General features: G+C 44.1%; 20 protein-coding genes and 3 tRNA genes. 14 read left to right on the top strand and 9 right to left on the bottom strand.

Annotated elements, in window-relative coordinates:
* Positions 1-52: 52 nt before the first annotated feature.
* On the top strand, positions 53-1348 hold the full coding sequence (pepB, locus tag DRB05_RS01265) for an aminopeptidase PepB (protein WP_128725326.1): 1296 nt from the start codon (positions 53-55) through the stop codon (positions 1346-1348).
* A 53-nt stretch (positions 1349-1401) separates the two neighbouring features.
* Here pepB and DRB05_RS01260 read toward each other — a convergent pair whose 3' ends face one another.
* The gene (locus DRB05_RS01260; RefSeq protein ID WP_128725325.1) at positions 1402-1821 is read right to left on the bottom strand and encodes a CBS domain-containing protein; all 420 of its coding nucleotides are present in this window, start codon (positions 1819-1821) and stop codon (positions 1402-1404) included.
* A 136-nt stretch (positions 1822-1957) separates the two neighbouring features.
* Between DRB05_RS01260 and DRB05_RS01255 the strand changes: the two genes are divergently transcribed.
* Positions 1958-2611 (top strand): DUF2987 domain-containing protein, encoded by a 654-nt coding sequence (locus tag DRB05_RS01255; protein ID WP_128725324.1) that lies wholly within the window; start codon positions 1958-1960, stop codon positions 2609-2611.
* Between the two features lie 21 nt (positions 2612-2632).
* On the opposite strand, the gene DRB05_RS01250 is transcribed toward DRB05_RS01255, so the two are convergent.
* The 5 genes from DRB05_RS01250 to gpmM all read right to left on the bottom strand — a co-directional run bounded on the left by DRB05_RS01250 (position 2633) and on the right by gpmM (position 7890).
* Positions 2633-3106 carry a GNAT family N-acetyltransferase gene (locus tag DRB05_RS01250; protein ID WP_128725323.1) on the bottom strand — a complete coding sequence of 158 codons (474 nt, stop codon included), beginning with the start codon at positions 3104-3106 and terminating at the stop codon, positions 2633-2635.
* A gap of 9 nt (positions 3107-3115) precedes the next feature.
* A complete protein-coding gene (locus DRB05_RS01245) occupies positions 3116-3859 on the bottom strand; it encodes a divergent polysaccharide deacetylase family protein (protein ID WP_128725322.1) in 744 nt (247 codons plus the stop codon).
* Between the two features lie 81 nt (positions 3860-3940).
* The gene (locus DRB05_RS01240) at positions 3941-5152 is read right to left on the bottom strand and encodes a S41 family peptidase (protein WP_128725321.1); all 1212 of its coding nucleotides are present in this window, start codon (positions 5150-5152) and stop codon (positions 3941-3943) included.
* Between the two features lie 38 nt (positions 5153-5190).
* On the bottom strand, positions 5191-6336 hold the full coding sequence (locus DRB05_RS01235; protein WP_128725320.1) for a peptidoglycan DD-metalloendopeptidase family protein: 1146 nt from the start codon (positions 6334-6336) through the stop codon (positions 5191-5193).
* Between the two features lie 12 nt (positions 6337-6348).
* Complete coding sequence (gene gpmM / locus DRB05_RS01230) at positions 6349-7890, bottom strand: 2,3-bisphosphoglycerate-independent phosphoglycerate mutase (RefSeq protein ID WP_128725319.1); 1542 nt, start codon at positions 7888-7890, stop codon at positions 6349-6351.
* A 265-nt stretch (positions 7891-8155) separates the two neighbouring features.
* Here gpmM and DRB05_RS01225 point away from each other — a divergent pair, with 265 nt between their 5' ends.
* The 4 genes from DRB05_RS01225 (at position 8156) to gpsA (ending at position 10441) form a co-directional block, all read left to right on the top strand.
* Positions 8156-8587, top strand: a complete 432-nt coding sequence (locus DRB05_RS01225) for a rhodanese-like domain-containing protein (RefSeq protein ID WP_128725318.1) — start codon at positions 8156-8158, stop codon at positions 8585-8587.
* Positions 8588-8599: 12 nt separating this feature from the next.
* A complete protein-coding gene (gene grxC, locus DRB05_RS01220) occupies positions 8600-8857 on the top strand; it encodes a glutaredoxin 3 (RefSeq protein ID WP_128725343.1) in 258 nt (85 codons plus the stop codon).
* Between the two features lie 84 nt (positions 8858-8941).
* Complete coding sequence (secB, locus tag DRB05_RS01215) at positions 8942-9430, top strand: protein-export chaperone SecB (protein ID WP_128725317.1); 489 nt, start codon at positions 8942-8944, stop codon at positions 9428-9430.
* Positions 9431-9433: 3 nt separating this feature from the next.
* Positions 9434-10441, top strand: a complete 1008-nt coding sequence (gene gpsA / locus DRB05_RS01210; RefSeq protein ID WP_128725316.1) for an NAD(P)H-dependent glycerol-3-phosphate dehydrogenase — start codon at positions 9434-9436, stop codon at positions 10439-10441.
* Positions 10442-10473: 32 nt separating this feature from the next.
* Here gpsA and DRB05_RS01205 read toward each other — a convergent pair whose 3' ends face one another.
* Entirely contained in the window at positions 10474-10770 is a 297-nt protein-coding gene (locus DRB05_RS01205) for a hypothetical protein (protein WP_128725315.1), read from the bottom strand.
* Positions 10771-10897: 127 nt separating this feature from the next.
* Here DRB05_RS01205 and DRB05_RS01200 point away from each other — a divergent pair, with 127 nt between their 5' ends.
* The 6 genes from DRB05_RS01200 (at position 10898) to msrB (ending at position 18874) form a co-directional block, all read left to right on the top strand.
* Complete coding sequence (locus DRB05_RS01200) at positions 10898-11632, top strand: RNA methyltransferase (protein WP_193554549.1); 735 nt, start codon at positions 10898-10900, stop codon at positions 11630-11632.
* 64 nt (positions 11633-11696) lie between these two features.
* A complete protein-coding gene (locus DRB05_RS01195) occupies positions 11697-15086 on the top strand; it encodes an AAA family ATPase (protein WP_128725313.1) in 3390 nt (1129 codons plus the stop codon).
* Between the two features lie 18 nt (positions 15087-15104).
* On the top strand, positions 15105-15830 hold the full coding sequence (zipA, locus tag DRB05_RS01190) for a cell division protein ZipA (protein WP_128725312.1): 726 nt from the start codon (positions 15105-15107) through the stop codon (positions 15828-15830).
* A 66-nt stretch (positions 15831-15896) separates the two neighbouring features.
* A complete protein-coding gene (gene ligA, locus DRB05_RS01185) occupies positions 15897-17915 on the top strand; it encodes an NAD-dependent DNA ligase LigA (protein ID WP_128725311.1) in 2019 nt (672 codons plus the stop codon).
* A 4-nt stretch (positions 17916-17919) separates the two neighbouring features.
* On the top strand, positions 17920-18432 hold the full coding sequence (locus DRB05_RS01180) for a DUF2919 domain-containing protein (protein ID WP_045990300.1): 513 nt from the start codon (positions 17920-17922) through the stop codon (positions 18430-18432).
* 1 nt (position 18433) lies between these two features.
* Complete coding sequence (gene msrB, locus DRB05_RS01175; RefSeq protein ID WP_128725310.1) at positions 18434-18874, top strand: peptide-methionine (R)-S-oxide reductase MsrB; 441 nt, start codon at positions 18434-18436, stop codon at positions 18872-18874.
* 23 nt (positions 18875-18897) lie between these two features.
* On the opposite strand, the gene DRB05_RS01170 is transcribed toward msrB, so the two are convergent.
* Positions 18898-20529 carry a response regulator gene (locus DRB05_RS01170; protein WP_128725309.1) on the bottom strand — a complete coding sequence of 544 codons (1632 nt, stop codon included), beginning with the start codon at positions 20527-20529 and terminating at the stop codon, positions 18898-18900.
* Between the two features lie 377 nt (positions 20530-20906).
* Positions 20907-20982, bottom strand: a tRNA-Val gene (locus DRB05_RS01165).
* Positions 20983-21493: 511 nt separating this feature from the next.
* On the opposite strand from DRB05_RS01165, the gene DRB05_RS01160 reads away from it, so the two are divergent.
* Together DRB05_RS01160 and DRB05_RS01155 are read left to right on the top strand one after the other, a co-directional pair.
* Positions 21494-21569 (top strand) — tRNA-Ala (locus DRB05_RS01160).
* Positions 21570-21644: 75 nt separating this feature from the next.
* Positions 21645-21720: transfer RNA gene (locus DRB05_RS01155), tRNA-Glu, on the top strand.
* Positions 21721-21722 lie beyond the last annotated feature (2 nt).

The following is a 21722-nucleotide window of genomic DNA, read 5'->3' as shown; positions in this document are numbered from 1 at the left end:
TAGTGGCTAGTGTACACTTAACCACACTTACAAGCACAAGAGTGAAAAGAGAATGTCAGAGAAATTTATTGTACGACTGAGTGAAGACGCTAAACCAGAGTATTTATCTGCTGGTGCTGCATTGTCGTTTGAAAAGGACGGTGCTTTTATCCATTTACAACAAGACGAAACGCTGAAGAATATTCAGAAAGCGGCTCGTAGCATCGCACAACAAGGGATTAAGCAAGTTCATCTAGAGGGTGACTTGTGGTGTACTGAATCTCAATGGGCTTTTTATCAAGGATTTGTGTCACCAAAAGCATTAGATGGTGTGGTGTTTGTTGACAACGACCAATCAGATCTAAAAGAGCTTGATGCACTAAAAGCGTCGGCAACATGGATGCGTCAGATGATCAACGGTACGGCCGAAGACATTTACCCTGAAAGCCTTGCTGGAAAAGCGGCTGAGTTTATTCAGTCATTGGCACCTGAGCATGTTAGTTATCAAATCATTAAAGGCGACGCGTTGTTAGAGCAGCAATGGATCGGTATTCATGAAGTTGGGCGCGGCAGTGAGCGTCCACCAGTACTGCTTGAGCTTGACTACAATCCGACGGGTAATGATGACGCTCCAGTTAGCGCTGCACTTGTGGGTAAAGGGATCACGTTTGACTCAGGTGGTTACTCGATTAAGCCAAGCGAAGGTATGCTTACGATGAAGTGTGATATGGGCGGGGCGGCAACCGTAACGGCTGGTTTAGCGCTGGCTATTCAACGTGGTTTTGACCGTCGTGTTAAGTTGTTCCTATGTTGTGCTGAGAACCTTATCTCAGGCCATGCCTATAAGTTAGGTGATATTCTTACCTACAAAAATGGCACCACAGTGGAAATCGTGAATACCGATGCTGAAGGACGTTTAGTATTGGCTGATGGGTTGATGGCTGCCGGTGAAACAGGCGCTGAGCTTATCATTGATGCTGCTACGTTAACGGGCGCTGCGCTCGTTGCGGTAGGTCAAGAGTACAATGCACTATTTGGCTTAGATAAAGCACTTGTCGGCGATGTACAGCAGTACGCGAGTGACGAATTTGAAGCCGCGTGGCCGTTACCTCTTGAAAAGTGGCACCAAAATAACTGTCCATCGCCTTATGCGGATACAGCTAACAGCCGAGCACAAAAAGGTGGCGGCTTTGGTGGTGCATCGAATGCTGCAGGCTTCCTATCTCGCTTTGTACCAAACGAAGGTCAAGGTTGGGTACATATCGACCTTGCAGCTTCTTTCCAAAATAGCGCAGGTGGTCAATGGGCTGCAGGTGCAACGACCTTAGGCATGAGAACCGTAGCGAGAACGCTTCAAGAAAAAGCGTAATCATGTGGTTAGCTGAGTGTATTCCGCGGAATACACTCGGTTTATTACCACGTTTAAGACAATAGTGCCGCTGCGAGCCGCACAAAGTCTGATGAAGTCAGTATTCCAACCAATTTGTTTTGTTCGTCCACCACAGGCATACAGCCATGGCGATTATCGACAAAAAAGCGCACCACATCTTGTAATGATTGACCCGGCCGCACGCTCGCAAAATCGGTCGCCATAATATCTCGTACTTTTGTTTGCTTTTCTTTTCTTGCAAGCGCATTTGCGCCGTAGGTTGCCATTATCCCCATTACCTTGGCGATCATAATTTTTTGCGTGAGCATACCAACCAAGACTCCCGCTTCGTCAATTACTGGGATGTGACGAACGTTTTTTTCTTTCATTAAATTATGCGCATCTTGCAAGGTATTTTCAGCAATTACTGCAAAAGGATCTGGGGTCATTAAATCAGCTACGGTTTGGGTCATCTGTTACTCCTTTTCAATCCATATGCTTATTTTGAGTTTAGCCTGATCTGTTCGGGATGTATGGAATTGAGATCAAGTTTTGAACTATTTTTTGCAGTGGGCTTCTTATGAATATAAAAATTAAAAGGATAACCCAATGAAAAAACTGTTGATGTTAGGTGCTGTCGTGAGCTTGCTTTGTAATTCTGTTTTTGCTGCAGAGCGAAGTGTTGAATATGGAGAAATTAATCAAATTCTAGATTTAATTGTCAACAAAGCGCAGTCGCAATATATCTTGTCTAAATTTACAGTGGAAGTGAAGGAGCCTGATATCGCGTTAGAGGATGTTAAACTTTGGTTGGAGCAAGATGGCAAGATCATTGCCAACGGTATCATAGATAAAGACGGCAATATTGATTTACCTATTTTATCACAGTCACGCGCAGATAAAGTCAACTTAGTAATCAATCAAGAAAAAGACGCCGTTGCGATTATGGTCAATACGGATATAGCGCCGTTGACTAAGCAGCAGGTTATGTATCGCGATTTGTTCATCCTTTTAGAGGACATGGACGCTTTTGTTGAGTTGATGGCTGGTAGCTTGTCTTGGTTTGCTCCAAGCTTTGATGAACTAGAGTTTACATTTACCGAACCTGCATCAATTCAGTTTGTGGATGCAACAGGTAAAACCCAAAAGTTTGTAACCGATGATGAGTTTAAGATCCAAATCCCTAATAAGAAAAAGTGGATGAAGCAAAATCCATCTTTGCAATTTAGTGCTTTACCAACGCAGTTTGCGCCCATTGACTAGGGAAGGTAGCCCGTATGTCTGCTAGCAGGCGGGCATATCCTTTTCCATTAGGTAATTGGTTAACACTTCACCACGAACGCTCACTTGTTGCTCCTTTATCACTCGGAAACCAAAATGTTCAAAGAAAGGTTTAGCCGTTTTGCTAACATGGGAAAATAAGCGCATTGTGTTGGTTGTTTTGCTGTGTTCTAAAAGTGCGAGCATAAGTGCTTTACCTATGCCTTGGCCTTGATGTTCGGCATGGCAAAAAAAGTGATCAATAAGACCGTCGGCTTGGATATCGGCAAAGCCAACAATTTTACCATTTAGCACGGCGACAAGGGGTTGATTGCTCCTTAATCGGTCTTGCCAGCCTTTCTCGGCAATGTCGCTATGTGCCCACGCATTAACTTGCTTATCGGAGTAATGCTGTATATTTACCGAGCGTATTGTGTCAAACATAAGCTTGTGTAGCGCGGCTTCTTCGCCGCTTTGAAACGGTCTGATGATAATCATTGTTAGCCTTTATTCTTGGAGTCGTAATTGTCCGGAAATAGCAGGTTGCTCTGCAATTTCTGCAAGTCGTACGTATTTTTGTTCAATCAGTTGAGACACCGGAACCAGTTTGGCATCAGTACTTTCAAGTTCTGCTAACTTGGTTGCAAGAAATGCGGCAGTTTCCTTATATGGGTGTGCAATAATAATCACATGCTCATGATTATCAAGTAGTTTAAGCATATGCTGCCACTGCTCGTTAAGTGCCTCTGTGGATATGTCATTGTCTAGAAAGACCTGTCGAGCGACGTTTTTCACGCCGTAAAGGTTGGCTGCATATTGGGCTTGGCTGTGGCTAGTGGTGCGACTATCTAAAAAGTATAATCCGCGCTTTTTTAATATTTCCATAGTCCATTTCATTGGCTCTATTTGTTCGGTTAGTGCTGAGCCCATGTGATTGTTTACGCCTTTAACTTGGGGCAGCGTCGACAGCGCGTTGCCAAGTGTCATTTGCAACTGCCATTTTTCCATATCGGTGGTTAATGCGCCCGGACCAAGCGCCTTTTCCGAGTCTTGTGCCTGCATTGGCACATGTAATAAAAGCTCGCGTTGTTGGCGGCTGGCTGCAAAGGCAAATTGTTGAGAAAAAGGCGTGTGGGGCAGGATCGAAAAAGTGATCCCACCCGGTAAAGACAGTAACTCTAAGTCACGTTGGTGATTGCCAATGTCGTCTATAACAATGGCAAATTGTTTTGCCGGCACTGCAAAGGTCATGCACGCCAGTATTATCCCGATTATTTTTTTTAGCACACAAATTATTATTATAGTTTACAGCCCTACAGGACCGCTTTTTATTTACTGTGATTGAACTAACGCCAGCGCCTTAGGCCAATGCGATGCTAGCTGTTCAATACCGGTTGTTTTGATTGATTCTTCACCAGTGATTATAGCGCTTTTATCGAGCAGGGAAAGCGCTTGTTTGGTAAAATATACATCGGGCTCTATACCTTTACCTTCAATTGATGTACCTGCTGGTGTGTAGTATCTCGCTGTCGTTAACTTTAATGCAGTAGTACCATTGCCAATCGGGATCAAGGATTGAACTGAGCCTTTACCATAAGAGCGTAAGCCAACGACTAAGGCACGTTTATTATCTTTAAGTGCGGCGGCTAAGATCTCGGCCGCTGAAGCGGAACGATTATTGATTAATACCAAAATAGGCGCACCATTTAAAATATCTCCTCGCTTTGCAATGTACGCCTGATTGGCGTCATAGAAGCGACCTTTGGTTGTGACGATTGTGCCACTATCTAAAAAAAGATCTGAGATTGCCACTGCACTATTAAGTGTGCCACCCGGATTGTCACGTAAATCAATAACCAGCTTTTTTAATGGACTGCCTAACTGTACTTGTAGTCGGTTTATTTGTCTTGCTACATCATGATAGGTGTGGTGATTAAAGCTGTTGACGCTTAAAAAACCGGTACCGTCATTTAAGAGTTTACTAGCGACACTTTCGATGACTATCTCTTGACGTTTAAGCTCAAGTGCAACCAGCTCGTCTTGTCTTAATACCACTAAATTGATGAGATTTTTATTTGCAGCTTTGAGTAGGGCAGATACTTCTTCTATCGACTTACCCACGACATTAGCCCCATTGATTGCATGGAGTTTATCACCGCTCTCTATTCCGGCTTGATCCGCAGGTGAATTGGGCAGAGTATCTAAAATAATCACGTAATTATCTTGTTCCTCGACTTCGATACCAAGCCCCGTGTAGCGTCCATTTGCTGCACTGAAGATGGATTCCAAGTCTTCCTCGTTGAGGTATTTAGAGTAGGGATCTAAATTATCAAAAAGGCTCGACAGGTTGCCTGCGTTATAACGGCTCAGAGGCAAGTCTTCAACGTAATAGGTGTGAATATGATACAGGATTTCATCGATTTCTTGAGCTGAAAACTTTTGTGTCGACGCGTGACTAAAAGCGCTAAAACTTAACAAAAGCAGGAAGCTTAATAATGCAACATAGCGCGCTGCAAGCGCGTAAAACCGGGTTTGTCTATTCATGTGCTGCTCCTCATCAAGGCGCAGCACGGGTTATTCAGTTAACTGGATCTGCACCATTTTATCGGATCTACAGCGCTTCCCTTATGCCGTATCTCAAAGTATAGACCAGAATCTCTTTGTCCGCCGCTTTGTCCTACCAAAGCGATCACTTCACCACTGCGAACTTGATCGCCAACATCGCGAAGCAGCGTTTGTGCGTGGCCATATAGGCTCATAAAACCATGACCATGGTCGAGCACAATAACCCAGCCAAAGCCGTTTAACCAATCTGCATATACGACTTGACCGGGAGCGACACTCGCAATTTCAGCACCTTCTTTTGCACCAATGAGAACACCCTTCCAATTCATTCCAGCATGCTTGCTTTGGCCGAATTTATGCTTAATTCGGCCTCTGGTCGGTAAACTCATTTTGCCTTTGAGTTTGGCTAACCCATCTAAGCGTACTTCGGCTTCTCTCTGGGCCTTGGCAAGCTCTTCTAAGGTTTGGATTAAGGTTTGCTCATTTTCTTTTAAATATGCGATAGCAGAGCGTGTTTCACTGAGTTTGTTATTTAGGTTTGCAAGCTGGTTTTGACGTTCTTGCTGCGCCTTTTTGAGCGCTTCCAAGCGTTCGTTCTGATGGTTTTGTAGCGCTTCTAAGCGTGCTTGTGTTCGTGCTAACTCTGCTTGAGTCTGCGCCAATTCTTTGCCGATAGATTTCAGTTGTTCGAGCTGTTTAATCCGTGCTTTATTTAGGTAATCATAATAGGCAATGGTGCGCTCTAGCTTTGTGGCATGCTCTTGATTAAGTAACATTCTGGAATAATCATGAGAGCCTGTCATGTAGGCACTTTTTAGCTGAGCCGCGAGGATCTTTTCAAATTTTTTCTTGTCGTTTAGCAGCGTGCTTTCTTGCTTTTTAAGTTCAGCCTGCTCAGTTTGGTTTTCTTTGATCCCTACTTCTGTGAGTGCGATTGCTTTGGCACTTTTGGCAATATCAAGTTCAAAGGCTTTGAGCTTCGCTTCGTGACGATTAATTTCACCGCGCTGCTTTTCTAATGCTTGTTGGCTAGCTTTAAGCTGTTGCTGGACTTCGTTTAAGTCTTGTTTGGTTCTAGATTCGTTGGCAACAGCGGGCGCTGTTGCCATGAGTAACGCTGCACCGAAAAGTGCAGCATAGTGAAATGTCGTTTTTAACGGCATACAGGCAGGCCGTTATTTTAAACGCATAATTGGAGTGCCAGTCATCTCGCTAGGCTGCTCCATACCGAGTAAATGCAGCATTGTTGGTGCAACATCGCTTAGTGCTTTTCCTGCTTGTGGCTCTGCATCACGACCTACATAAATAAATGGTACAGGCTCGCTGGTGTGAGCGGTATGAGCTTGACCTGTTTTAGGGTTAAGCATTTGCTCTGCATTGCCGTGATCAGCGGTAATAAGAGCTTCGCCACCGCTTTCTTTTAGCGCAGCAACAACACGACCGATACACTTATCAACGGCTTCACATGCTTTTACAGCAGCTTCGAATACACCAGAGTGCCCAACCATGTCACCATTTGGGTAGTTACAGATAATCACGTCAAATTCACCGCTATGAATGGCTTCAACTAACTTATCAGTTAGCATTTCTGAGTTCATCTCTGGCTGTAAGTCGTAAGTGGCAACCTGTGGAGAAGGAATGAGTTCACGTTTTTCACCTTCAAAGAGATCTTCGCGACCGCCGCTAAAGAAGAAAGTGACATGAGCATATTTTTCCGTTTCTGAAATACGCAGCTGAGTTTTGTTGTGCTTAGCTAGCCATTCACCTAGCACGTTAACCAATGCTTCAGGCGCAAAAGCGATAGGGGCTTTGATGTCGGCAGCGTACTCAGTCATCATAACAAACGCACTTAGGTCCGGTGCTTTACGTTTTTCGAAGCCGTTAAAGTCAGCATCAACAAAAGCGCGGGTCATTTGGCGCGCTCGGTCTGCACGGAAGTTCATAAAGATAACCGTATCGCCATCATTGATAGTAGCGGCTGGTTGCCCTTCTTCGGTGATCACCGATGCTTTAACAAACTCATCGTTTTCATCACGCGCGTAAGCTGCTTGTAGCGCTTCAACGCCATTACTATAAGTAAAATCAGCGTCGCCACTTACCATCAGGTTGTATGCAGACTCGACGCGGTCCCAACGATTGTCACGGTCCATAGCATAGTAGCGACCAATAATAGACGCTAGTCGGCCACAATTGAGTGACTGCATCAAAGCTTCCATTTTTTCAATTGACGCCTGTGCGCTGCGAGGTGGTGTATCGCGGCCATCCAAAAATGCGTGCAAATAAACGGTTGCACCGCGCTCAGCTGCTAATTTAATTGCCGCAACTATGTGGTCTTCATGACTGTGAACGCCACCTGGGCTCAATAATCCCATCAGGTGAACGGCTTTACCTTTTGCTACTGCTTTGTCTATGTTCTCAACCAGAGCTGGGTTGTGCTCAAACTCACCATCATCAATCGCTTTAGTGATCCGCGTGAAGTCTTGATAAACCACACGCCCCGCGCCGAGGTTAACGTGGCCAACTTCGGAATTCCCCATTTGCCCATCAGGCAGACCAACATCAAGACCTGAACCTGAAATCAAGGTGTGCGGAGCAGAGCGCCATAGTTCATCTAATACTGGGGTATTGGCTGCTAAAATAGCATTGCTCTCGCTTTCTTCGCGATAGCCCCAACCGTCTAAAATCATTAATACCAATGGCTTTTTCTTAGCTGTCATTTGCGCTCCTGAAATCCTGAATTAGGCACGATGTTGAAATCTTATAACAAGCGCTACAATGCCGAGCTTTGCAGCGTCACTATAAGTTTGCTCTGGTTGCTGACAAGTAGAATACCTTTTTTTGTATGAATATTCAGCCCCACAGTGATGAATTATCAACTTTGAGATTGATATTTGCTCATGTTGAACAAGTCTGTTTTGTCGAGAATAAAGCAGGTATACTTGCTGCCACTTTATCGTTTAATAATTTTTGGTTGATAAATTAATGGAACAATACGTTGCGTTTTTAGGTAACCATCCGGTACTTAGCATCATTTGGGTTGTGTTAGCCGCGATGTTAGTGAGTAGTTGGTTTAAGAGTAAGTTTTCGAAAATTAGACAAATTAATCCTCAGCAGCTAACCATGCTAGTTAACCGCCAAGATGGTCAGGTACTCGATATGCGTGCAGCAAAAGAGTTTAACCAAGGTCACATTGCAGGTTCTGAGCAGGTGAGTGCGGAAAAACTCAAGCAAAAAGATTTTGCTGGTCTTGAAAAACATAAATCTAAGCCCATTATATTGGTCTGTAACACAGGTATGACGGCATCTGCTGTTGCTGATAACATGCACAAAGCTGGATTCGGGCAAGTGTTCGTATTATCAGGTGGTATTGGCGCATGGCAAAGTGCGGGTTTACCAATCTCTAACGGAAAATAACTGAGGTCTATGATGAGCCAAGTCGTAATTTATACCAAAGACTATTGTCCATTTTGTCATCGCGCAAAAGCATTATTAGATGCAAAAGGTGTCACATACACAGAGTATGATATTGGCGCACAGCCTGAGCTTCGTGACGAGATGATCGAAAAAGCCAACGGTAGCTATACCGTTCCACAAATCTTTATCGCTGAGCGCCATATTGGTGGTTGCGACGATATGATGGCGCTTGAAGCGCAAGGCGAACTCGATAAGCTATTACAAGCATAAGATTGATTGAGCTTTAGCTCAGCTTACTTTTTATAATGACTGCTAAGAATTTAGCAGGATCACAACAGAATTTAGGAAATTATCATGGCAGAACAAAACCAAGCAGCAGAACAACAACAAGAAGGCGCTCAGTTCAACATTCAACGTATCTACACTAAAGATGTATCGTTTGAAACGCCAAACTCACCAGGTATCTTCCAGAAAGAGTGGACACCAGAAGTTAAGCTAGACATGGACACGCGTTCAGCAAAGCTTGATGAAAACGTATTTGAGGTTGTTCTAGCACTAACAGTAACGGCAACGATTGGTGAAGAAACTGCATTCCTATGTGAAATCCAACAAGCTGGTATCTTTGCCATTGCAGATCTTGAAGAAATGCAAATGGCACACATGCTAGGCGCATTCTGCCCTAACATCCTATTCCCTTATGCGCGTGAAGCGGTAGCTAGTCTAGTTAACCGTGGTACTTTCCCGCAGTTAAACCTTGCGCCAGTTAACTTTGACGCATTATTCGCTCAGTATATGCAGCAACGTGCGGCTCAAGCACAGCCTGAGCAAACTGCTGACGCATAATTGATGAGTACAGCAAAATCAGCTGTAACTGTATTAGGGGCGGGGTCTTATGGCACCGCCCTTGCTATTTGTTTCGCCCGAAATGGTCATCAAGTGACACTGTGGGGACGCAATAGCGAACACGTTGAGGCGCTAGCAGCTGAGCGCAAAAACCAACGTTATCTTCCTGACATCCAGTTTCCAAACACGCTTGAACTTGAGGCCGATTTAGAAACGGCTGTTAAGTCTAGCGAGCGTATTTTGGTGGTTGTGCCAAGTCATGCGTTCGCAGACACTTTGAAGAAGATTAAACCTATGCTACTTGAGAATGCAAAAGTAGCTTGGGCAACTAAGGGGCTTGAACCAAATACTGGGCGACTATTGCAAGAAGTTGCGCTGGATGTGTTGGGTGACAATGTACCGCTGGCGGTGCTAAGTGGACCTACTTTTGCAAAAGAAATGGCCGCGGGATTACCCACTGCTATTTCTGTGTCTTCGGTTTGTGCAAAGTTTCGTGAAGAGCTCGCTGAGCTGTTACATTGCGGCCGCTCGTTTCGGGTCTATAGCAATGAAGACTTTATTGGTATTCAGCTTGGTGGCGCAGTTAAAAACGTTATCGCAATTGGCGCGGGCATGTCTGACGGCTTTGGTTTTGGTGCGAATGCCAGAACGGCGCTTATTACTCGAGGACTTGCTGAACTTTGTCGTTTAGGGTGTGCGTTAGGCGCGCGCTCTGAAACCTTTATGGGTATGGCAGGGCTTGGTGATCTGATTCTCACTTGTACGGATAACCAGTCGCGTAATCGCCGCTTTGGTCTTGCGCTTGGCTCGGGAAAGTCGGTCGATGAGGCGATGTCGAGTATTGGTCAAGTGGTTGAAGGCTATCGTAATACCAAAGAAGTTTATCTACTTGCCAAACGCACTGGTATTGAAATGCCTATCACTGAGCAGATCTATCAAGTGCTTTATGAGCAAAAAGATGTGAAAGAAGCCGCAATGGCGTTACTCGGTCGCGAAAAGCGAGCTGAGTGATAAGCGAATAGAGAGGCGTAGTTACCTCTCTATTACTCTCCAAACTTCATGTTATAGCGACGCTTAAACCACAGTAGAAATGGGATTTCAATCACGCTAAATGCGACAATCGTAAACACCACCCAGTTACTCTCAAAAAACACTAACGAAAATTCGATACCCTTGCCATAGTACAAACTTCCAGACACGACTAAAGAAACCGCAGTAACCAATAAATCTTGTTTGCTGATACTGGCGAGGCTTTTCTCTTTTAACTTTGGGTAAACGAATACGTAGGCCACAAAAAGGAGAATAAAATTGAGTAAAATAAGCGTTAGCTCAGGTGACATGATTACCTCTATGCCTTGTGTGTCATTCGGCACAAGATAACATAATTTCTTAGCTTAATGCCTCGTGGAAACGCTTTTTATCTGATACTGAACAGGTATAATGATAAATCCAACTTTTGAGGTGCACATGATCTCCAAGAATCAACAAAAACTACTTCGTGCTTTAGGGCAAAAAAAATATCGCAAACAACATGGCCTGTATTTGGTACAAGGCGAGAAGAATGTGATTGAGTTAGTTGATGCTGGGTTGGCCGTTGAACAGCTGTTCGCGACCAATGAGTTCATGACAAAGTATAAATCCAAACTCGTTAATATTGCCTGTGTCGAAGCAGAAGAGGAAGTGCTGAGTAAGGTGAGCACTTTAGTGTCAAATAATGCAGCGATAGCGGTCGTTGCAATGCCGCCGGCAGAAGAAATTAATACTGCTGGGTTAGTGTTAGCATTAGATGGAGTCTCAGACCCAGGTAATCTCGGTACCATTATTCGTCTTGCTGATTGGTATGGATTGACGCAGCTTGTGGTGAGCGAAAACTGCGCCGATCAATTTAACCCTAAAGTGATCAGTGCCACCATGGGCTCATTTGTGCGTGTTAATGTGGTGAGAACCGATCTTGAGGCCTTTTTAAAGCAATATCAAGGCGAGTGCTATGGTGCATTCCTTGGTGGTGAAAGTGTGCATCAGTGTCAATTTAGTCGTAATGCCGTGTTGGTAATGGGCAGCGAGTCTCATGGTATTAGCGATACCATAGCGGCTCACATCAATAAAAAGGTGACTATTCCTGCGTTTGGTGGTGCTGAGTCATTAAATGTGGCGATGGCTACTGGGATCATTCTGGATAATATTAAACGCTGTCATTGCTAACGCATAGATCTTACTAATGAATTGTCTTATTCTCAAAAGTAACCGCGAACAACAATAATAAGCTATGCGACTGAGTAGCATCAAACTGGCCGGCTTTAAATCTTTCGTAGAGCCAACCAAGATCCCGTTTCCTGACCAGATGACATGTGTGGTTGGGCCAAACGGCTGTGGTAAGTCTAATGTTATTGATGCGGTTCGCTGGGTGCTGGGAGAAAGCTCTGCGAAAAACCTCCGTGGCGATGCCATGACAGACGTTATTTTTAATGGTTCAACCAAACGTAAACCTATCTCGCAAGCTTCTGTAGAACTGATTTTTGATAATACTCAAGGCCGGTTGCCCGGCACGTTTGCAGATCGTAATCAAATTGCCATTAAGCGCTTAGTAACGCGCGATGGCCAATCTCTTTATTTTTTAAATGGTAGTAAGTGCCGTAAGCGCGATATCACAGATATCTTTTTAGGTACTGGCCTAGGTCCTCGCAGTTACGCAATCATTGAGCAAGGAATGATCTCGCGCTTGATTGAAAGTAAGCCGCAAGAGTTAAGAGTTTTTTTAGAAGAAGCCGCCGGAATTTCAAAATATAAAGAGCGTCGACGAGAAACCCAAACTCGCATCAAGAGTACCCGCGAAAACATGGAGCGTTTGCTCGATGTTAGGCAAGAGCTACAGAGTCAGCTAGATAAACTGGCACTTCAAGCACAACAGGCGAGCGAATATAAGTCTTTAAAGTCGCAAGAGCGAGACCTAAAGTCGTGGATAGCAATTTTAAAATGGCAAAGCCTTGAGCAAAAGCAGGCAATCAAAGCCAAAGAAATTGCCAAACTCAATGAGAAATTAGCATTTTTTAATGAAGCTCACAGTGGCCATGACAGCATTTTGGCAACGCTAGAACATGAAATTAAGCATTTCAATGATGGCTATGAGCAAGCACAACATAGCGTGCACCGAATTGAAACCCAGTTGGCAACGCTTGAGCAACAGAAAGTCAATCTAACAGATAAAAAGCGTCTGCTAATTGAGCAGTCTCAAATACTGAAATCACAACAGCAAGAAGTAATTGAGGCGCAAGACGAGCAAGCCGAGTATGTGGCGAGCAGCGCAGAAAAAGTCGCTGAAGTTTCTGAACGACTTGAAATTGCGCTATTGCAACTGGAAGAAATTCAACTCACAAATGAGCAAAGTGACACAGAGCTGGCTCAGTTAGAAGCGCAGTATAGTGGCGCACAGAAGCAGTACCAACAAATACATGCTCAGGTACAGCAAGGGGCAAGCCAATTAGCGCAACAACAGCAAGCTAAACTGCACGTAGATAAGCGTCAGGCTGAGCTGCTGGAACAGGCTGATACGCATCACGCATCTATGTTGGAAAGTGACTTGATTGAAGCTCAGGATGCACATCATCAGCTAGTTCAAGCGATGGCCAAATTACAAAGCCAAGCTGGTAAGTTGCAAGGCCAAGAGCAAACCAATAAAGAAGAAATCTTACAGGCGCAGACTCATGCTCAAAAAGCGCTTCAGGCGCTACAAGAAGTGCAATCTGAAATAAAAGCGTTATCACGCTGGGCAGATGAAGCGTCGGAGGCTTCTGCTGCGACTATGTTATCGCAACTTGTTGTTGAGTCAGGGTATGAAGAATGCGTGGAAGCGGCACTGCTTGGGTTGACGCATTTAGTCGTTGAGCAAAGCGAAATGAATACGCTATGGCCCATTGAACTCGAAGTTCCCGTTGATTCCGTCGCGACAAAAATAAGCTCAGGACTGTTCCCCAGCTTTTTAACTAAAATAAAATTATGTGCTGAATCTACAGACTTTCAATCGTGTGAACAATTCCTTCTCGGCGTGACGGTCAGTGGCATTATTGTGGGGGATAACTTTAAGGCCAAGGCGAAAAGCAATGAAGAGAGTGGCGCATTAAAACGCTATGCCCAATTGCAGTCATGCCATACTCAGCTTCCTCATTTGCAACAACTCGCCGAAGAGGCTGAGCAGGTTGTAGCACAAAAGCGTATTGCCCTTGAAGACACACAAGCTGACTTATTAGAAACACAGCAATGCGTTCACGAAAAAGCACAAGCAATCGCCAGCCATAAAACCAAAATTGAAATGCTGGATGAGAATCTGAGCGCTTGGCGTGAGCAAGGACAAAAAATTCAAGAACAGCTTGATGCCATTGCTCAAGAACGAAGCGAGGTCATTGAACAACTTGAACTTGATACTGAACAGCAATTACAACGTGATGAGTTGCTAGCGAAAGTACAACAAAAACAACAACTGGCCGAGGCTAAGTTGGCCGAGTTTAAACAACATAGTCAATCTCGGCGCGCCGCATTACAAGACGCGCAGCAATTAGTTCATACTACAAAACTTGCATCGCAGCAGGCAGAAAGTGAACTACAGCTCAGCAATTCTAAGTTGGAACACTTGCAACATCGTCGCGATGAAATAAACCAGCGCATCGAGCAAACGCAAGCAGATATTTTGCTTTGTGAAGAGCCGCTCGCGGAGGCGCATAAAGACATAGAATTATTGCTCGTCCAACATCTAGAAGCCAAAGCGCAAAAGCAAACGATGTTGGATACGCTCAACCAAGCTAAGGAAAACCTCTCCCAAAAACAAGCGGCATTAAAAGATGCACAAGGCGAAGTGAGTAAACTCAATGAGTCTTTGCAACAAGTGAAACTTGAAGAGCAAAGCTTGATGATTAAAGCACAAGCGGCACTTGAACCCTTACAGGAGCTTGGTCGGACACTAAAAGCGGAGCTGGCACAATTACCTGAGGATGCAAACTTGGGTCAGTATCAAGCTAATTTGAGTCGAGTGAGTAATGATCTTGGTAAGTTAGGGGCTGTGAACTTAGCCGCAATTGAAGAGTTTGAAGAAGCGAAGGCGCGCAAAACCTATTTAGATACACAGCTGGACGATCTCACTAATGCGTTAGAAACGTTAGAAGCGGTGATCAGAAAAATTGATAAAGAGACCAAAACCCGCTTCAGTGCCACCTTTAATCAAGTGAATGAAGATTTAGCCGAGTTATTTCCTAAAGTGTTTGGCGGGGGAAATGCGTACCTGGAATTGACTAGCGATGACCTGCTTGAAAGTGGTGTTTCTATCATGGCAAGGCCGCCTGGTAAGAAAAACTCGACAATTCATCTGTTAAGTGGTGGAGAAAAAGCGCTGACCGCATTATCATTGGTGTTCTCAATATTCAGGCTTAATCCAGCCCCATTCTGTATGCTGGATGAAGTAGATGCACCGCTTGATGACGCAAACGTAGGACGATTTTGTCGTTTGGTTGAAGAAATGTCGCAAACAGTGCAATTTATTTATATCAGTCATAATAAGGTCGCTATGGAAATGGCGGGTAGACTGACGGGGGTAACCATGGCAGAACCCGGGGTATCGCGCATGGTTGCCGTAGATATAGAACAAGCGGTGCAAATGGCACAGGCATAACAACAAAAAAGGTGAGCAATGGCCACAGAGTTAAGATGGGCATTAATCGTGATCAGTGCGTTGGTCATAGGCGGGTTACTCATACATGGACTTTGGTCTGTTCGTAAGAAGAACAGCGATAAAGCTTCAAAAAAGGAGCCCAATGAACTCAAAGAGCAAACGCCGAATCACGATAAAGAGCCTGACGAACCTGAAATTGGAGAGATGACCTTTAGTGCGGTGGATGATGAGCCTGCGACTGAGGGCATTATAGCGACGGAAGAGCCTGAAACTGAGGTGCAAACCGAGAGCAGTGGATCTGAAGAGGCTGAGCCTGAAAAGAAAGCAATAGAGCCACAAGACTTTATTATTCTTCATGTTGACATGCCTGAAGGCCTGAAAATGGCTGGTTCAAGGCTATTGCCTGCCGTGTTAAGCCTTGGATTTAAATATTCTGATGAGGGCTTCTTTAATCGCCATTTAGAGCCGTCTGGAAACGGTCCTGTGTTATTTAGATTGGTAAACATGTACAACCCAGGTACGTTTGATATCGATAACATGGAGCAATTTAGCACCGCTGGCATTAGCCTATTTATGACCTTACCTTGTGAAGGCGATAACTTGGCTGCATTTAATATGCTTCACAGTGCATCGAAAAAACTAGCTGAAGAGTTTGGCGCAACTGTACTTGATAAAGACCGCGAACCGTTAACGGTTGAAGCCGTGCGTGGTTATGTTGAAAAAGTGCGTGAATTCGCCGCTTAATCGCTACTTAGAGTCATTTTTAAGCCACTGGCATTTGCTGGTGGCTTTTTACGTTTAGAGGTTTAAATGTCAGACAACATTGAAAGCCAAGTTGCAGCCCTTAGGCAGCAACTCGAAGATTACAATTACCAATATTATGTTTTAGATAACCCAAGTGTGCCTGATGCGGAATATGATCGTGTGATGCGCCAGTTGATGACGCTTGAGCAGCAGCATCCTGAGTTACAAAGTCCTGATTCCCCATCGCAGAAAGTGGGTGGTGAAGCGCTTAGCAAGTTTGAGCAAGTAACACACAGAGTACCTATGTTGTCGCTTGATAATGCCTTCGACGAGAGTGAATTTACGGCATTTAATCGCCGTTTAAAAGAGCGCCTACTGACAAGTAAAGATGTTACTTTTTGCTGTGAACCAAAGTTAGATGGCTTGGCCGTATCTATTTTGTATCGCGATGGTGTACTGGTTCAAGCGGCGACAAGGGGAGACGGTCAAGTTGGGGAAAACATCACTGAGAATGTCAAAACCATTCGCAATATTCCGCTGAAACTACGTGGAGAACATATTCCGCATGAAGTAGAAGTGCGTGGTGAAGTCTTTATGGATACTGCGGGTTTCATTAAGCTAAATGAAACGGCACAAGCGAAAGGTGATAAGACCTTTGCAAACCCAAGAAATGCGGCAGCGGGAAGTCTGCGCCAATTAGACTCGAAAATTACCGCTAAGCGTCCGTTGATGTTTTATGCTTATTCTATGGGCTTGGTTGAAGGCGGTGAGCTGGCCAACGAACATTATGCGCAGCTACAGCAATTACAAGGTTGGGGCTTGCCAATGAGCCCTGAGACAAAGCTTGTCGATAATGCGCAGCAAGCTTTGGCTTATTATCAAGATATCATGACGCGCCGTGCTGAGCTTCCCTATGAAATTGACGGCGTTGTGATCAAAGTGAATGATAAAGCGCAGCAAGAGCAGCTTGGTTTTGTTGCTCGCGCGCCGCGCTGGGCGATTGCATTTAAGTTCCCTGCACAAGAAGAGATCACTCAGCTGCTTGATGTTGAGTTTCAGGTCGGCCGTACTGGGGCTATCACGCCCGTTGCACGTTTAGAGCCTGTTTTTGTTGGTGGTGTTACGGTATCGAATGCCACGCTTCATAATGGTGATGAAATTGCGCGTTTAGGTGTAAAGATTGGTGATACCGTTATTGTACGCCGAGCTGGGGATGTGATCCCTCAGGTAACTCAGGTCGTGTTAGATAGGCGCCCAGATGAAGCCAAAGAGATTGAGTTTCCAGATACCTGCCCGGTGTGTGATTCTCATGTTGAACGCGTTGAAGGAGAAGCGGTTGCGCGTTGTACTGGCGGTTTAGTGTGCCGTGCACAACGTAAAGAAGCAATTAAGCACTTTGCATCGAGAAAGGCCCTCGACATAGATGGTCTTGGCGACAAAATAGTTGAGCAGTTAGTTGAGCGAGGGCTTATCAAAACCCCTGCCGATCTGTTTATTCTAAAGCAGGGTCATTTTGAGTCTCTTGAACGTATGGGGCCTAAGTCTGCTAAAAACTTGGTTGCGGCGCTTGAAGAAGCAAAGCAAACAACGTTAGCTAAATTTTTGTATTCGCTTGGAATAAGAGAAGTTGGGGAAGCGACAGCACAAAACTTGGCAAATCACTTCCTGACGCTTGAAAAAGTGATGGCCGCCTCCATTGATACTCTACAGCAAGTAAGTGATGTTGGTGTTGTTGTTGCGCAGCATATTCATAGCTTTTTTGCCGAGCAGCACAATCAAGAAGTGGTAACTGCATTGATTGAAGTGGGTGTAACTTGGCAAGATGTGGCTGCACCGTCAGAGGATGCACAACCTTTAGCTGGGCTAACTTATGTGTTGACTGGAACCTTGAGCCAACTGAACCGCAACGATGCTAAAGCGAGGTTGCAAGCACTTGGCGCTAAGGTCGCAGGTAGCGTGTCGAAAAATACAGATGCGGTTTATGCCGGCGAAAAAGCAGGCTCTAAGCTCACTAAGGCACAGGAGTTAGGTGTTGAGGTGTTTGATGAAGAGGCGCTGATCGCACTGTTAAACAAATACGAGTAGTAAAATGAAATCAGTAACACGATACGGCCCTGAATACTGGGATAAATATGGCGTTTATCGTACGCCAATCGCTTTTAATTTAGCGCTGGTCGTGTTGCTCCGCCCGCTACTTATTTGGGTGTTTTCTGCGCTTGCAAGACGCCCAGACTTGGATTTGATGTCACTATTCTTTGAGTCTAAGTTTCACTTTTTTGTCGCGACAGGGATCGCTTGTATCGCGCTCATACCAACCGTTGTGTTTTCTCTTAGGCGGCCAACAAGCTCTCCAAAGCTCGCTGCCGTCTGGCGTTATATGCGTTTGCCACTTATATTAACAGCGGTACTCGATTTAGCGTGGTTGATCCTGCAAGCTGGGAAAACCCATTATAGTTTTTCTCCTTATATTGCCGTACAAATTGTGTTGGTGAGTTGGGTACTTTTATATTTAATTAAAAGCCGCTATCTAAGTTGCTTTTTTGGTGATTGGCCACTTCCTGTTGAAGAGCAAAAGACAGAAGTAAACAAGAGAGAGAATTGAGATGTTAAAGTGGTTAGATATACTAAACTTTGCCAGAAATGGTAATCCTGTTGCTCCTCGCAGAGTTGAAAAGTCGGACCAGCAATGGCAATCAGAACTTGCTCCAGAAGCTTATATAATCACTAGGAAAAAGGGGACTGAGCGACCGTTTAGTTCACAAAGTTGTCAGCTTTTTGAACCTGGTAAATACTACTGCGTATGCTGTGGCGAGTTGTTATTTGATGCTGAAGAAAAGTTTGATAGTGGCTCTGGTTGGCCCTCGTTTACACAGCCTGCAGCAGTGGAAGCGGTGGCTTATCATAGCGATAAGAGCCATGGAATGACGCGCGTTGAAATCACTTGTAACGTGTGTGATAGCCACTTAGGTCACGTATTCCCTGATGGCCCTGAGCCAAGTGGACTGCGTTATTGCGTTAATGCTCTTGCAATGGAAAAGAAATAGCCCAATTGCGATAAAATAATCGATTACTCAAAGTCGAGTTTCATTTCACTTAGTTTCGCTTTGAGTTTACCGAAGCGGATCTGCTGTTCACTGTCCAACTCAGACTGATTTAGCAAGGTAGTACACCGCTTTGCTAAATTGGAATTAAAAGTACTCCCTGACTTAGCGCAACTATCACTCATACATTGTAGCAAATTCAGTGCTATCCCTGAGTTTTTAGGCATAATTCTAAACGCTTGAGTGAATGCCTCTAAAGCGGTTTCATAATGACCTTTGTTAAACTGAGTAACCGCATGGTTATTTAGCTCTCTAGGACCCATGGTGATCTCTTTTTTCTCTTGCTGTTGCTGATATAGATAGTGCATTGTGACGGGATCTGCGCTTGAGTTGTGGCGCTCACAGTGTGCAATTACTTGGCTAAACAGCTCTTGAGCCTTGTGGTTTAATCCCACTTCATGTAGTGCTTTTGCTTTGTCTAAAGTGGAATCTACCGAGCGAATAACGGGCTCATCTTCTAATTGTTCGAGCAGTTGTTTCGCTTTTTTATGCTCATCTTTTAGATAATGGACACGGGCGTTGAGTACATCGATTTGCGCTTGGGTTTGTGCATTTGGAAATTGCTGTTTTAAATCACTCAAGTATTGTTGCGTTTGCCTTGTGAGACGAGTGACTTGGTCTGATTGATCGGTACTCAGAGCAAAGTCTATCCCAGCGCGTGCTGCATTCAAATATACCTCTGGTTTGTCATGGATCGAGTAACGCGCGAAACTTGCTATATCTTTATGTGCTTTATAGCTGGCCTCATAGTCGTGATTGATTTGCGCAACTCGACCAAGTGACTGTTGTCTATTTATATTTCTGGGCGCCATTTCAATTGCTTGCTCTAACAATTGTTGGGCATTCTCATATTGGTTAAGCTTTATTTCGAGTTTGCTCAATAAATCGAGCGCGGGAAGACGAGTTTCCGGTCGCTCTATTAAAGTTTTCAACATCTTTTGAGCGATAACATCTTCATTGTTGGTAATGAGCGCCTCGACCAAGCCTAGCTTTGCCCAGGTAAACTTTTGCAGAGCCAAAACCGATTTGTAAAAAGACTTTGCTTCCTCTAATTGATTGAGCCTGAGTAGAAGTTCTCCTTTTAGCTTTAGAAGTAGGGAAGTGTAGTTATGATCTTTGTTATCTAGTTCTAAATCTAGCGCTTTTAAGGCCTTTGAGTAGTTTTTATCGTCTACAAGCAAGTTTATGTGTCTTAATGCCTGTTTACGCTTTAAAACTCGTTCTATACGGTTTTGTAGTTCTTTTATTGAAAAGGGCTTAACTAAAAAGTCATCGGGCTGGAGTTCGATAATACTATGGACTAACTCGGGGCTAGTTTCAGAAGAAATAAAAATAAAAGCGGTACTTGAGCGAATTAACTGTTTGGAGCGTAATTCTTCATAAAATTGATAGCCATTTTGCTTTTTTGCTAAACCAAAAGAGCATACGATGAGATCAAACTTATTGATGGTACAAAGCTCTTTTGCACTGTCTGCACTCTCTGCAAATTTTAAATTTCTGAAATCTAACTGTTCTAAAGATTGTTTCATATAGCTCAATGCTAATGGTTGATCTTCAACGATTAACATTTTGGCATTTTGAATAGATGGAGCTGACATAGAAACAATTTTTAGGCAATGGCTTTGCTTCTAGTCTAGTACTTAGGTGTAGTTTTGAAAACAAAAATTAACTCATTTTTAGTAGGTTAGTCTATTTAGCTTATTCCAACTATTTACTGAGGTTAGCGGCAAAATAGTTAAGGGTATAACAAAAATTTGGGAGGCTGAGAAGAGTAACTAATTAGTTAATAAATGAGAAAAACGAGGTTGTTTCTATGGACTTTATGGCAGGTTTAAGTTTATTCAGTTTGATGTGGTTTTTGAGTATGTAAAAAGTAATAACGATTGTACTGAAAGTGAAGTGGTTTCTTATACTGGATTTGAATCTGAGATCTTAGCCTTGTTTAGGCATAGGCCACTCTATCTAGAAAATAAAGTGGTGGGTTGTACTGGACTTGAACCAGTGACCCTCGCCTTGTAAGGGCGATGCTCTCCCAACTGAGCTAACAACCCAACTTGTATTACAACGTCTGCCGTTGTGGGGCGGTATTATAGGTTTAGTTTGAAAAGAGTCAACACTTAACTTTAAAAAACTATACTGTGTGATGTTTTTATGCTCAACGCTTTAAGTTCTTCATTATAGAAGGGAGAGAGTGGTCTTGTATGTTTGATCCAAAAGCCACCTTATTTTGGGGAAAATAAGTTGCTGAGCTTTGCATGCTATAACGCGGGATTGGATAACATGCAGAAAAAGAAAAGAGCCATAAATCACTCTGACCTAATTGGATTTAAAACAAAAAGGCTGAGGTGCGATAACTATGCGTTTTAAATTGTGTAATAAATAATCCAATTCAAGGTGTTAGGCTTGCAAACGGGAGGCGTTTGGTTATATTCTACGCTTCTTGATTTAAAATGAATCAGTTAGAAAAAACTTTCATAAAAGTTGTTGACTTTATTTTTGCTCCTGCATAGAATGCGCCCCGCACTCAGCGATACAGGCTAGCAGTTCAGGTCTGACTATTATGGGGCTATAGCTCAGCTGGGAGAGCGCTTGCATGGCATGCAAGAGGTCGACGGTTCGATCCCGTCTAGCTCCACCAATTTATCGTTAGTGCATATGTCCTAGTACATAATTCAAATGGCAACGCCTCGAGTGCGAAGTTGTTTATTATTGTGTCCCCTTCGTCTAGAGGCCTAGGACACCGCCCTTTCACGGCGGTAACAGGGGTTCGAATCCCCTAGGGGACGCCACT

Source organism: Pseudoalteromonas sp. A757 (assembly GCF_004103285.1).
Lineage (GTDB): Bacteria > Pseudomonadota > Gammaproteobacteria > Enterobacterales > Alteromonadaceae > Pseudoalteromonas > Pseudoalteromonas galatheae.
Note: the sequence above shows the minus strand (reverse complement) of the source record. Positions and strands in the feature narration are given on the sequence as shown.